Below are 13,040 nucleotides of genomic sequence, written 5' to 3'. Positions count from 1 at the left end.
GGTATAAAATTCGAGATAGTTTCAGGTTAATTCTATTTAATGCCCTGTAGACTTTAGGCTGCTTGATGCAAAAGTCGCGCACAGCCTTTATACTACAGGCTGTGCCCTACCTTAATGAGATCAAACATGAACGACGAATATATTGAAATTGAATTAGAAGAAGAGCCAATTGAGCTATGCAAACTCTTAAAAGTTCTTGATTTAGTCGAAGGTGGCGGCCAAGCCAAAAACCTTATCACTGAAGGTTATGTTGGCGTTAACCATGAAATTTGTACAATCAAGCGGAAAAAATTATACAGTGGCGACATTCTTGAATTTGATGGTGAGCAATTTCAACTGACATTAAGCGAAAGTGCTATTCCAGCAGAGCGCCCTGTTACATCAACGCAACCTGAACCACAACAAAGTGCAGAGCCTGCTACTAACGCGCCTGCTAAAGCTAAGCGTAAACGTACCAAAAAACCAAAAGTGGATGAAAAAACAGGCCGTCGCCCTATTTCATTCGGCTAATCCAATTTAGACTACGTGCAACTTGTAAAAGTAGCCGTAGTCGCCTTTAATAACTTTTTAAATAATAGTTTAAAAGGTAATGTATGACTCCTCCGCACTGGTTAAAATCTGTCGCTTGGGCAGCCCTTATTTGGAACTTTCTTGGGGTAATTGCATTCATTATGCAAATGCTCATGACTCCAGACATGATAAGTAAACTCCCTATAGAACAACAAGCTGCATATTCAAATACACCAATTTGGTCAACTATTGCATTCGCTACCGCGGTTTTTGGTGGAGTCTTAGGCTGTATTTTATTATTACTTAAAAAAGCCATTGCTCGAGTGCTTTTTGCGCTCTCACTCGCTGGGATTTTTATCCAGCAATTTTATAATTTCATTGTTATTAATAGTATTGAATTACTCGGTGCCAGCGCGGTGTTTATGCCAATATTTGTAGTCGTAATTGCAATTATCCTGCTACTGCTAAGCCACAAAGGCAAACAGCAAGGTTGGCTACTGTAAAACACGCTATTGAGTTACTATTGTTTTACTGCTGACGCTTGAAATATAAATTTTCAGCATCATATATATTCTATTACCTGTATAAAAATCGCGCAAAAACACACTGGTATGTACTTTGCATTTTAACTATTTAAAGAGAGGTTACATTTACCACTTAAGTACCATTTAAGGATATTCATCTAACTTAGGGGCACATAATGAACAATAGTTTTGACACCCAAAAACAACTCACTATCAACGGTGAGCAGTTTCATATCCATTCACTGCAAGGTTTAGGCGATAAAGCCAAGCGACTGCCGTTCTCGCTCAAGATCCTACTCGAAAACTTACTGCGCAATGAAGACGGCGTAAATATCAAAAAACAAGATATTGAAGCGTTGCTAAACTGGGATTCACAAGCCAAGCCCAGTGCTGAGGTAGCATTTACACCGGCCCGCGTGGTGATGCAAGATTTTACTGGCGTGCCAGCAATCGTCGATTTGGCCGCAATGCGTGATGCTATGGAAAGACTTGGCGGCGATCCTGCGAAAATAAACCCATTATCCCCTGCGGAATTAGTTATCGACCACTCAGTACAAGTAGACGGTTATGGTGAAGATGGCTCATTTGATTTAAATGCCAAGCTTGAGTACGAACGCAATAAAGAACGTTATGAGTTTTTACGCTGGGGCCAAACAGCCTTTGATAACTTAAAAGTTGTGCCACCAGCAACGGGTATTGTTCACCAAGTGAATTTAGAATACCTTGCTCGCGTTGTCTTTAATGAAGAGCGCAATGGGCAAAAATTTGCTTACCCTGACACCTTAGTCGGTACTGATTCACATACCACTATGATCAACGGCTTAGGCGTACTTGGTTGGGGTGTAGGCGGCATCGAAGCAGAAGCTGCAATGCTAGGCCAGCCAATTAGCTTACTGATCCCGCAAGTGGTGGGTATGAAGCTCAACGGCCGTTTACCGGAGGGCACCACAGCGACCGATTTAGTGCTGACCGTTACTGAAATATTGCGTAAGCATGGCGTTGTCGGTAAATTTGTAGAATTTTATGGCGATGGCCTTGCTGATTTACCACTGGCCGACCGCGCAACCATAGCCAACATGGCACCGGAATACGGCGCTACCTGTGGTATTTTCCCTATCGATGATGAAACAATTAATTATCTTCGTTTAACCAACCGTGATGAAACACAGCTAAAACTGATAGAAGACTACGCAAAACATCAAGGTTTATGGCGCAACGATGGCGATGAAGCAAATTACACCGACAAGCTCGAATTAAACCTAAATGATGTAGTGCCAAGCCTTGCCGGTCCGAAACGTCCACAAGACAGAATTGCCCTTGATCAAGCTGGCGAAGTTATTGCCAATCATTTAAAAACCTTTCAAGATGAACGTCTTGCTAAGCGCGACGATAGTGATGAACAGCAATCACGAATTGAAGGTGAAGGCCCTGTCACTAATCCTGATGAGCCAACCAACGAAGCGCAATTTATGGGCGCAGCAAAGGTTAACTTTAAAGGGCAAGAATTTGAGTTAAAAGATGGCGCTTGTGTAATTGCTGCCATTACTAGCTGTACCAACACTTCTAACCCAAGTGTGATTTTAGCCGCGGGTTTAGTCGCGCAAAAAGCTCGCCAGTTAGGAATTAACGTAAAACCTTGGGTAAAAACATCACTGGCACCTGGCTCACAAGTGGTCACTGACTACTTAAAAAAAGCAGGCCTGATGGATGATTTAGATGCACTTGGCTTTAACCTAGTAGGTTATGGCTGCACTACCTGTATTGGTAACTCAGGTCCGCTTGCCGATGAGATCAGTGAGGCAATTCAACAACATAAATTAGTAGTAAGCTCTATTTTATCGGGTAACCGTAACTTTGAAGGACGTATTCACCAAGATGTGAAAATGAACTTTTTAGCCTCACCACCTTTAGTTGTCGCCTATGCGATTGCAGGTCGTACTGATATCGATGTTTATAACGAGCCACTTGCGCAAGATGCTAATGGTAACGATATTTACCTGAAAAATATTTGGCCTAGTGTCAGCGAAGTGAATGAACTGGTGAAAAAAACCGTCACTAAAGAAATGTTCGCTACCAGTTACGGTAATGTTTATAAGGGTGATGATCGCTGGCAACAAATCAAAATTCCTGATGGTAAACTTTATGACTGGGATGATGCCTCAACGTATATTAAAAAAGCGCCGTTTTTTGATGGCATGACGACAGAACCACCAGGCATCCCTACTATTACGGGTGCTCGCTGTTTAGCAAAACTTGGCGATTCCGTCACTACTGATCATATCTCCCCTGCTGGTGCAATTAAAGCAAGCGCGCCTGCTGGCGAATACTTACAAGAAAATGGCGTAGATAAATCGCAATTTAACTCATACGGTTCTCGCCGTGGTAATCATGAAGTAATGATGCGCGGTACATTTGCCAATATACGCTTAAAAAACTTGCTTGCACCAGGCACCGAAGGCGGTGTAACGCGCACTCAACCTGATGATGAGCTTGCCAGTATTTACGATGCTGCAATGGCGTATCAACAGCAAGGCGTACCGCTCGTTGTGCTTGCCGGTGCTGAGTATGGTACGGGTTCATCACGAGACTGGGCAGCGAAAGGTTCGCTATTATTAGGTATTAAAGCGGTCATTGCGCAAAGTTATGAGCGTATTCATCGCTCGAACCTAATTGGTATGGGCGTGCTACCACTGCAATTTAAAGCAGGTGAGAGCCATGAATCACTGGGGTTAACAGGTCAAGAGCAGTTCGATATCGAAGGTCTCTACGATAAAACCAAGGAAGTTAGTGTCGTTGCCACTAATAGCGAAGGCAAAAAACTAAGCTTTAGTGCCGATGTCCGTATTGATACCCCCAAAGAGTGGGATTACTACAAACATGGCGGCATTTTACAGTATGTACTGCGTAATATGTTAACTAGCTAATTAATCTATAATATTAGGGCTTTGCAAAATTAATTTGCTTAGCCCTTAATTTTTTGATGTAAAACAAGTCAGCTTACTCATTATTAACTACACTTAATTCATCTTATCATTAATGCCTGCATACTATGACCGAGCAGAAGATCATCACAGTACTAAAAGTATTTATTGTCCTTGGCATATGCCTTATTGCGACTGGACATTATTTATTAGTCTCGGATCTGTTTGGTGAACAAAATAGTATACATGGCATTATTATCAGCGCCGCTTTTATTGCTATTGGAGTGCTATTTTCTCTGCCTACAAAAATTTACCTCACTATTGTTTTAATGAACATAGAGGCTGTACGTGACAAACATGTATAGCAGCAAGTTCATGCAATTAATCAAACCATTTAACACCGCTAAAACTTTATTAATAGCGGCATTTTTGGTGCTTTGCTTACCCACTCAATTACGTGCAAATGACAAATTGATTATTGCATCCGGTAATTTTGCACCTTATTTCATGCAGGACAACGTAACCGGTAATGGTTACTTCGATCAGCTTGTGGTTCAAGTGTTACTGATACAAGGCTATCAAAACCCGCAATTGGTGCCGTTAAATAATGATGCTATTCAACGCTACTTCAACAATAAAGTCGCTGATATAGCGATCAACTATACGGCACAACCAGCTGCACATGCTTTTATTTCTCGTTATCGTGTACGATTTATGAACCGTGTGACCATGCTTCCTTCTGCATGGACCGAAAAAGTAGCTACGTTGAACGATTTGAAGAATTTAAGAGTAGGTAGTTTTATAGGGGCGAGCGATATCTTTGGTCCAGAATATAAAAACATGGCAACACAGGTATTCACCTATTATACTGAAATAGGAAATCAACAAGCCCTAAATAAACAGTTACTTACCAATAAGATCGATGCCCGTATCGGTGATTATTTAATGCTCTACTGGCATACATCAACAAACACCCAACTTGACCCTACAAGTTTTATATATCGCGATATTTTAAACTATCAAGGCTCTTACATTGTTTTTCAAGATAAGTCTGTCAGAGATAATTTTGATGAAGGCCTGACAAGATTAGTTGCTTCAGGAGAACTAATGATAGCTACTGATCGTTGGTTAAAAGCCTATAACCTGCCAATTATTAAGCAACAATTTTTTGTAACACAGCCCGAAAAAACACAGCAAAACAACGCTATTAAAGCAAATTAATGCGTCTCATCTAACGATTTAGTACGTTGCTCTAACTGTTCTTTCACTTGCTCTGCATCTTCAAACAGCTTTTTCATCACCACGGGATCATAAACACTGCCTGAGTTTGGCATTAAAGACATATTAGTTGTTTTTGAGGTGCCTTTTAAAATGGACGTATCTTCGGCCGCAACTACTGTAATATCGCGCGGATCTAGAATTACTTTTTCACTTGTGCCCTCAGGATTAGGCTGATCTGAGTAATGCCATTGACCTTGCTGATCTTGCCATTTATAAATAACTGTCGTTGCTACTGAGCTTTCATTGGTAATTGATTCTACAACTTTTTGACTGGTCTCACTAACCAATGTGGCTGCCATGGCAAGGGTGTCACTTGATAACGCAACCATTTGCTCTGTTAGCTGATTTGATTTACTACTAATACCATCACTGGTTAACCACGTTTGACCATCGGGTCGTTGCAAATAAAATAATGCCGCGACACTGATCAGCAATACCATAATAGCGAGGTACGCAAAATACTTCATCTTCAATCCTTTGAGTTAAAATTCTCGATTGCTATCATTGATAGCGAGCTATGATTTTAGCTAGGCCGCCATTATCTTTCAAGCTTTGTAAAAAATCATTAAATTCTTTCGCGTACTTTTTACCCCTTGAATTATAAGAAAACTGCAACTGCAGCGGCGCCTCAGCGACATTTTCATCACTTATGGTCAAAGCAGCAAGCTCAGGGTACTTTTGTATGTACCAGTTTACGACAGAGCGTGACATAACAGTAAAGCGTTTACTTGTATCAGTATCTTTGTGCAAACTTTGCAATATTTCTAAGTCTGAATAAAAATTCTCACGGTGCAGAGTCTTATTCACTACGGGTAGCTCATATTTTGGATACACATAACCAAATCGCCCGAGTAAAACACCGCCCTTTAAACTGCTTAGCTCCTTAAAGTCAATTAGTTCAGCTCCTCGAGCGACTACTAACACATCTTCAATTACTACTATCTCTTGGCTCCAATAATAGGGTCCATTATCTACAAGCCAAACTTCTGATTCCATTCGTGCATCAACATCACCTCGTTTCACCATTTTCGCAGAGCGCATTTCAGGGACGAAGGTATAGTCTATTTGGATCCCCGTTGCCATCGAAAACGATGTAATAACATCATTTAAAATGCCTGTTTTTGAACAAACAAAGTGATAAGGAGGGTAATCTTGCTCGGGTAAGGCAATGCGAAGGTTATCGGCAAAAAGACTAGTAGAAAAGAATAAAAAGAAAATTACGTAATATGGTTTCATAAAATACATGCACATCAATTTATAACGGCTGATTGTATTATAGTCAAAAATTTAAAACGCAGCTAGGCTGCGCTTTAATAATCACTATAGTTAGCTATCTCAGCTTAAATGATTTACTTATATTTTTACGTTCAGAATTAGATCCCATCACCATCAATGTGTAGGCCACATTCGCGGTTTAGACCAAAAAAACGGGTCTCTTCTTCGGTCATACCTGGCTCTAGTTTACGCGTAGTATGCACATCGCCCATTGACACATAACCTTGCTCCCATAATGGGTGATATGGTAAGTCATGTTTAGTCAGGTACTGATAAACATCGCGATTTGACCATTCGATGATTGGGTAAACCTTTACCGTGCCACGGCTAATTTCAATAATTTGCTTATCGGCACGTGTTGATGACTGGTCACGGCGCAAGCCACTAAACCAAGTACCTGCATTAATGTCTTTTAATGCGCGAGTCATTGGTTCAACTTTATTAAGCTGGTTGTATTGTTTAATACCTGCTTCACCTAGTTCCCATAACTTACCAAACTTGGCTTCTTGCCAAGCTGGGCTTAACTGCGACTTATACACTTTTAAATTTAGCGATAAGCGTTCGGTCATTTGCTCAATGAACTGATAAGTTTCAGGAAATAAGTAACCAGTATCTGTTAATACCACAGGAATATCGGGGCGCTGTACTGTAACTAAATGCAACATCACAGCCGCTTGAATACCAAAGCTCGATGATAAAAACTGCGTGTCTGGCAAGTTTTCCAGTGCCCATGCGACACGCTGCTCAGCGCTCATATCTTTCAATACGCCGTTAGCATCAGCCAGCAGTGTTACTTGGCTTTCTTTATCTAGCTGTAATATGTTTTTAAATTCACTCATAGTAAATTCCAAACCTCAGCAAGCGTCACCGCTTGCTTTTAAATTAAGCGTGAAAATCGGTGACTGACACTTTAACTTCAGCAACTATGCCTTTGCGGATCACAAAGTCACCAAAGCATTCGCCGTCATTACGCTCACTTGCCCATTGACCAATTAATTTGTCAAAGGCGTCTAAATACACGTCTTCACCAACATTCTCTAAATACAATTTAGGAATACGCGTCCCCTCAAGGTTACCCCCTAAGTACACGTTATATTTACCTGGGCCTTTTCCTACTAGGCCAGCTTCCGCTAACATTGCGCGGCCACAGCCATTCGGACAACCAACCACACGCATGATGATGCTGTCATCAGGAATACCGTGCTTAGCAAGCAATGCCTCGGTCTTTTCAATTAAGCTTGGTAAGTAACGCTCAGCTTCCGCCATTGCGAGTGGACAAGTTGGTAATGCCACACAGGCCATCGAGTTTTTACGTTGCTCAGAGTCTTTGTCGTCAATCAAACCGTGATTACGGGCTATTTCTTCAATCACTGTTTTTTGATCGGCAGGCACACCGGCGATGATCAAATTTTGATTTGCCGTCATACGAAAATCACCTTGGTGAATTTCAGCAATTTTACGACAACCTGTTTTCAGTGGTTTACCCGGTAAATCTAAAATACGGCCACTTTGGATAAATAAAGTTAAGTGATGCTTACCATCAATACCTTCAACCCAACCAATGCGATCGCCACGATGAGTAAACTCATAAGGGCGGCTTGGCGCAAATTTAACACCTGCGCGTTGCTCTACTTCCGCTTTAAATACATCAGTACCAACACGGTCTAAGGTGTATTTAGTTTTTGCGTTTTTACGGTTTGAGCGATTACCCCAGTCGCGCTGTACAGACACCACATGCTCAGCAATTTTTAGCGTATCCGCTAAGGCGATAAACCCAAAATCATCGGCTTTACGTGGATAGGTTGCGGTATCACCGTGGGTCATGGCAAGGCCACCGCCTACTAATACGTTAAAACCAACTAGCTTGCCGTTATCTGCAATAGCTACAAAGTTTAAGTCATTCGCATGCACATCCACTTCGTTGTTCGGTGGAATGGTCACTGTGGTTTTAAACTTACGCGGTAAGTAGTTAGATCCTAAAATTGGCTCTTCTGTAGTCTCAGCCTTTTCACCGTTTAACCAAATTTCTGCATACGCTTTAGTTTTTGGTAACAAATGTTCTGAGATTTTTGCAGCCCACTCGTATGCTTCTTGATGCAACTCAGATTCCACAGGGTTTGTAGTACAAAGTACATTACGGTTAACATCACCTGCCGTTGCAATAGAGTCGATGCCCACGCTATTAAGCATTTGGTGCATGCCTTTTATATTTGGTTTTAACACACCATGAAATTGAAACGTTTGACGGGTTGTTAAACGAATACTGCCGTAGCTAGTTTTTTCGTCAGCAAACTTATCAATTGCTAACCATTGTTCAGGTTTGATAATACCGCCAGGCATACGAGCACGTAACATTACGTTGTGTAATGGCTCTAGCTTTTGCTTAGCACGCTCACCTCGAATATCACGGTCATCTTGTTGATACATACCGTGGAAACGAATTAACTGAAAGTTATCCGCAGTGAAGCCACCGGTGATCTCATCTTTTAAATCTTGCTCTATGGTGCCACGTAAAAAGTTACTTTCTCTTTTCAAACGCTCGTTATCAGAAAGCTTTACGTTTTTATCTTGTTCGCTCATGTTTGATCCTAAATTTGTTACAGTGACGGCTGTTAGCTTTGCTTTTATAAAGTAAGCAACGTCTACGCTTAGTACACGTCTTTCTGATAGCGATTTGCGCTACGTAAATCTTTTAAATACTGCTCAGCGTCTTCATCGTTCTTACCGCTGTTTTCTTTGATGATATCAACCAATGCCTGGTGTACATCTTTCGCCATGCGATTTGCGTCACCACAAATATAAAAATGCGCGCCCGCTTCTAGCCATGCAAATACGTCTTTGCTGTTTTGGCGTAGCTTGTCTTGCACGTAGACCTTCTCTGCTTGGTCACGGCTAAACGCCACATCAACTTTACTTAGTAGCCCTGATTTTAAGTAACCTTGAATTTCTACTTGATATAAGAAATCTTGGGTAAAGTGTGGGTTACCAAAGAATAACCAGTTTTTACCGGATGCTTCGTGGGCATCACGTTCTTGCAAGAAAGCACGGAACGGCGCAATACCAGTACCAGGGCCGACCATGATCACTGGCGTTTCGTCGTTAGCAGGTAAACGGAAGTTATCGTTATGTTCGCTATATACTTTTACTTTACAACCTTCTTCAGCACGACGTGCTAAATAACCAGAACAACCACCTAAATGCTCACTACCGAATGCTTCAAATTCAACTAGACCAATGGTTAAGTGCACTTCATCTTCAACTTCTGCTTGGCTTGACGCAATTGAATATAAACGTGCTTGCAGTTTACGTAGGCAATCAACAAACGTTTGTGCCTCAAGCGCAGCTGGATTTTGGCGGATCACATCAAAGATTTGGCGAGGCTCAATATATTCACGCATTGCCGCTTTATCTTCAACCAGCTTTAATAGCTCAGGCGCACCTGTCGCTATCGCGTACTTTTCAACAAAGCCAGGGTATGACTGAGTCAATTCAAGTTTTTCAATCAGTGCATCACGAACACTGAGCTCTTCATCAGCGATTTTAACTTTGCTGGCACCATCAATTTGCGTCAGTGTCAGTACTTCATCAACCAGAATCTCATCATTTAAAAAATACACGCCTAATGAATCGCCCGGTGTGTAAGTAATATCAGATCCTTCCAGTGAAATCTCAACATGGCGCACATCTTTGCTAGAGTCACGACCAGTGATCTTTTGCACTAGGCTAAGTTCTGCTGGAAATGGGTTTTGCTTAGTATATTGGCTGGCAGCTGTTGCTGGTGCACCAAATGACACCACTTGCCCACCTGTTGCGCCTTGCTGTGCTTTTAAATCAGGTTCAAATGCATCAAGTGCTCCGCTGATCCAGCTGGCGGCTTCATCATCGTAATCAACGTCTAAATCAGCACGCTGATAAATGGTTTCTGCACCGAGCTTATTTAAGCGCTGTTCAAAGTCTTTTGCTGTTTGACAGAAGAACTCATAGCTTGAATCACCTAAACCTATAACCGCAATTTTAACGCCATCAAGCTTAGGCGCTTTTTTGGTTGCTAAAAACTCATGTAATGTTTCGGCATCTTCCGGCGGCTCACCTTCACCGTAAGTAGAAACAACGACAGTTAAAAATTTTTCTTTTTTCAGGGCCGTTGGTTTGTAATCAGCCATGCTAACCAGCTTAACAGCTAAACCACGAGACTCCGCTTGCTCTTTGAGCTTAGTCGCTACACCTTTTGAATTACCGGTTTGTGAGCCATATAAAATGGTCAATGCCGCTGCATCCCCAACACTTGGCGCAGCACCTACAACACCACCTAATGCCGCCGTATTGGCATTCGCAGCAAGATAACCACTTACCCAAGCTTGCTGGATTGGATTAAGCTCAGCCACTAAACCTTGTAGCTTCTGTACTTGCTCTTGCGATAGCGGACTTGCTAGCGCATTGAGTTGACTTAACAACATGAATTAATTCCCCGTAACCCTGAAAGTTATCTGCAAAATGCTCACTGATTGCAGTAATCACTTTGCCTAAAATTTGTGTCAACTTTAAGGCAAATAACTCAGGCCCTAAAGATTTCTCTGAGTGTGAAGAATAACGGGGTACGCGCCAATAAAAAAAGAATAGAATCTGCTTTGTTATTCCATTTAGTTATTAATTTATAAATTAACCAGTAAAAACAGATTAAAAGGTAACAAATAACTGCTTACGATTTCAGCATCACACTTAGCCGATCAGAAATATCATACAAAAATTTATTCACTTCATTCTTTTCAAAACAGGTATTAACTTTTTTGCAACAAATCTTGGGTAGGCTATAGTGGATTTGGCCACATTCTGTGCGCCTACTATAAATATAATAAGGAAACACTATGTCACACGGGGCATATAGAAAACTCATACTCAGCAGTGCTATGTTAGCTACAGCACTTCCCTGCATGGCCAGCATTAATAATGGTGACTTTGAAAACTGGTCAGGTAATAGCCCAAACGGCTGGAGCACGATTGACTCAGGTATTACACTATCAGCTTCAAATAGCATAGTGAATTCAGGATCTCTTGCTGCAAAAGTAGTGGTTAATACCGCTAGTCAAAGCAATACTGATTTACTACAAGAAGTTACTGTTGAGGCCGGCAAAAGCTACTTATTCTCAAGCTGGGTTTATCACACCGAAGGCGGCATTAAAGCGCGCTTAATTGCCGACGGCTATCAAGGCTATTCAGATCCAGCGTTATTAAATCAGTGGCAACAAATAAGCTATACATATACAGCAACCAACAATGCTACGATTACCGTGGGCCTGCGTTTTTACGATGTCAGCGGCTTTGATGGCAGTGAAACTGTTTATGTGGATAGTTTTACACCAGGTTCTAGTGATACCACCCCACCGCCACCAGTCGGTTGTGCTGATAACACTGTTAACTTAGCACTGACAACTGATAACTATGGCGAAGAGACTAGCTGGCAGATCACTAACGCCCAAGGCATAGCAGTTGCGTCAGGTGGCAGTTATAGTGGCAACAACAGCTATACAGAGCAAGCCTGCTTAGTTGATGGCGATTACACGTTTAGTATTTTTGATAGTTACGGCGACGGTATTTGCTGTTCATTTGGTAATGGCAGCTACGCGCTAACATCCGCCCAAACAACATTGGCTAGCGGCAGTAGTTTTCAAAGCAGTGAAGCAACTCCCTTTATACTTGGTGATAATACCAACCCAGAAACGCCGCCCAGCGAGCCAACTGGCTACTATGTTACAGCACAAGGTTTAACTGGCTATGCACTTAAAACCGCGCTTTATAACATTATTAAAGGTCACAACTCACAGGGTTATTCAGCTATTTGGAGTTTTTACGATATTGCTTCACGGGATAAGTCCTTTGAAAATGACAATTCAATACTCGATCGCTATTCAGAAAATCCCACCGGTCAAGACAGCTATAACTATGTCGCTGTAAGTGATCAATGCGGCACTTACAATAGTGAAGCTGATTGTTATAACCGCGAACATTCATTTCCGAAAAGTTGGTTTGGCGGCACAAATGAGCCTATGAACTCAGACGTACATCATATTTTTGCAACCGATGGTTATGTTAATTCAAAACGTAGCAATTACCCATTTGGCGAAGTAGGCAGCGCCAGTTTCACCTCAAGCAATGGCAGTAAGCTTGGCAGCGCAGCCAGCTCGATTAATTACTCTGGCACGGTATTTGAGCCAATCGATGAGTTTAAAGGTGACTTTGCTCGCGCCTACTTCTATATGGCAACCCGCTACGAAAACGTCATTGGTACTTGGCAAAACAACACCACGGCTAGTAATGCCGTGCTTAACGGCTCTAGTAACCAAGTGTTTGAGAATTGGGTAGTGACTATGTTGGTTAATTGGCATAACGACGATCCAGTCAGTCAACTTGAACTAGATAGAAACCAAGCCGCTTATGAGCATCAAGGCAATCGCAATCCATATATCGATCATCCAGAATTTGTTGAGATGATTTGGTAAAGGTCAGCGGTCGGCGGTCAGCGGTCAGCGGT

At 41.8% G+C, this 13,040-nt stretch carries 11 protein-coding genes; 6 read left to right on the top strand and 5 right to left on the bottom strand.

Going from position 1 to position 13,040, the window contains the following annotated elements; all coding sequences use genetic code 11:
* Positions 1–126 precede the first annotated feature (126 nt).
* The 5 genes from H5183_RS17890 (at position 127) to H5183_RS17870 (ending at position 5,176) form a co-directional block, all read left to right on the top strand.
* Positions 127–510: an RNA-binding S4 domain-containing protein gene (locus H5183_RS17890; protein ID WP_149980457.1), complete on the top strand. Its 384-nt coding sequence runs from the start codon at positions 127–129 to the stop codon at positions 508–510.
* Between the two features lie 83 nt (positions 511–593).
* The gene (locus H5183_RS17885; protein ID WP_182732342.1) at positions 594–1,013 is read left to right on the top strand and encodes a hypothetical protein; all 420 of its coding nucleotides are present in this window, start codon (positions 594–596) and stop codon (positions 1,011–1,013) included.
* Between the two features lie 197 nt (positions 1,014–1,210).
* The gene (gene acnA, locus H5183_RS17880; protein ID WP_182732341.1) at positions 1,211–3,958 is read left to right on the top strand and encodes an aconitate hydratase AcnA; all 2,748 of its coding nucleotides are present in this window, start codon (positions 1,211–1,213) and stop codon (positions 3,956–3,958) included.
* Positions 3,959–4,083: 125 nt separating this feature from the next.
* Positions 4,084–4,320: a hypothetical protein gene (locus tag H5183_RS17875; protein WP_145237921.1), complete on the top strand. Its 237-nt coding sequence runs from the start codon at positions 4,084–4,086 to the stop codon at positions 4,318–4,320.
* Between the two features lie 10 nt (positions 4,321–4,330).
* Positions 4,331–5,176: an ABC transporter substrate-binding protein gene (locus H5183_RS17870; protein WP_182732340.1), complete on the top strand. Its 846-nt coding sequence runs from the start codon at positions 4,331–4,333 to the stop codon at positions 5,174–5,176.
* Here the strand turns inward: H5183_RS17870 and H5183_RS17865 are convergent.
* The 5 genes from H5183_RS17865 to H5183_RS17845 all read right to left on the bottom strand — a co-directional run bounded on the left by H5183_RS17865 (position 5,173) and on the right by H5183_RS17845 (position 10,968).
* Entirely contained in the window at positions 5,173–5,703 is a 531-nt protein-coding gene (locus H5183_RS17865; protein WP_182732339.1) for a DUF4124 domain-containing protein, read from the bottom strand. The two genes, H5183_RS17870 and H5183_RS17865, sit on opposite strands and share 4 nt — an antisense overlap.
* A gap of 34 nt (positions 5,704–5,737) precedes the next feature.
* On the bottom strand, positions 5,738–6,472 hold the full coding sequence (locus H5183_RS17860) for an ABC transporter substrate-binding protein (protein WP_182732338.1): 735 nt from the start codon (positions 6,470–6,472) through the stop codon (positions 5,738–5,740).
* A gap of 137 nt (positions 6,473–6,609) precedes the next feature.
* On the bottom strand, positions 6,610–7,350 hold the full coding sequence (locus H5183_RS17855; protein ID WP_182732337.1) for a phosphoadenylyl-sulfate reductase: 741 nt from the start codon (positions 7,348–7,350) through the stop codon (positions 6,610–6,612).
* A gap of 43 nt (positions 7,351–7,393) precedes the next feature.
* Positions 7,394–9,091 carry an assimilatory sulfite reductase (NADPH) hemoprotein subunit gene (cysI, locus tag H5183_RS17850; RefSeq protein ID WP_182732336.1) on the bottom strand — a complete coding sequence of 566 codons (1,698 nt, stop codon included), beginning with the start codon at positions 9,089–9,091 and terminating at the stop codon, positions 7,394–7,396.
* A gap of 68 nt (positions 9,092–9,159) precedes the next feature.
* Positions 9,160–10,968 carry an assimilatory sulfite reductase (NADPH) flavoprotein subunit gene (locus tag H5183_RS17845; RefSeq protein WP_182732335.1) on the bottom strand — a complete coding sequence of 603 codons (1,809 nt, stop codon included), beginning with the start codon at positions 10,966–10,968 and terminating at the stop codon, positions 9,160–9,162.
* Between the two features lie 408 nt (positions 10,969–11,376).
* On the opposite strand from H5183_RS17845, the gene H5183_RS17840 reads away from it, so the two are divergent.
* Positions 11,377–13,008, top strand: coding sequence for an endonuclease (locus H5183_RS17840; RefSeq protein WP_182732334.1), 1,632 nt, complete (start codon positions 11,377–11,379; stop codon positions 13,006–13,008).
* The last annotated feature ends 32 nt before the right edge of the window (positions 13,009–13,040 follow it).

The organism is Pseudoalteromonas sp. SR44-8, from assembly GCF_014163635.1.
Lineage (GTDB): Bacteria > Pseudomonadota > Gammaproteobacteria > Enterobacterales > Alteromonadaceae > Pseudoalteromonas > Pseudoalteromonas rhizosphaerae.
Note: the sequence above shows the minus strand (reverse complement) of the source record. Positions and strands in the feature narration are given on the sequence as shown.

Excerpts from the sequence above, each read along its gene's own strand:
- H5183_RS17890 (WP_149980457.1), top strand. The coding sequence starts at position 127 with ATGAACGACGAATATATTGAAATTGAATTAGAAGAAGAGCCAATTGAG.
- H5183_RS17885 (WP_182732342.1), top strand. The coding sequence starts at position 594 with ATGACTCCTCCGCACTGGTTAAAATCTGTCGCTTGGGCAGCCCTTATT.
- acnA (WP_182732341.1), top strand. The coding sequence starts at position 1,211 with ATGAACAATAGTTTTGACACCCAAAAACAACTCACTATCAACGGTGAG.
- H5183_RS17875 (WP_145237921.1), top strand. The coding sequence starts at position 4,084 with ATGACCGAGCAGAAGATCATCACAGTACTAAAAGTATTTATTGTCCTT.
- H5183_RS17870 (WP_182732340.1), top strand. The coding sequence starts at position 4,331 with ATGCAATTAATCAAACCATTTAACACCGCTAAAACTTTATTAATAGCG.
- H5183_RS17865 (WP_182732339.1), bottom strand. The coding sequence starts at position 5,703 with ATGAAGTATTTTGCGTACCTCGCTATTATGGTATTGCTGATCAGTGTC.
- H5183_RS17860 (WP_182732338.1), bottom strand. The coding sequence starts at position 6,472 with ATGAAACCATATTACGTAATTTTCTTTTTATTCTTTTCTACTAGTCTT.
- H5183_RS17855 (WP_182732337.1), bottom strand. The coding sequence starts at position 7,350 with ATGAGTGAATTTAAAAACATATTACAGCTAGATAAAGAAAGCCAAGTA.
- cysI (WP_182732336.1), bottom strand. The coding sequence starts at position 9,091 with ATGAGCGAACAAGATAAAAACGTAAAGCTTTCTGATAACGAGCGTTTG.
- H5183_RS17845 (WP_182732335.1), bottom strand. The coding sequence starts at position 10,968 with ATGTTGTTAAGTCAACTCAATGCGCTAGCAAGTCCGCTATCGCAAGAG.
- H5183_RS17840 (WP_182732334.1), top strand. The coding sequence starts at position 11,377 with ATGTCACACGGGGCATATAGAAAACTCATACTCAGCAGTGCTATGTTA.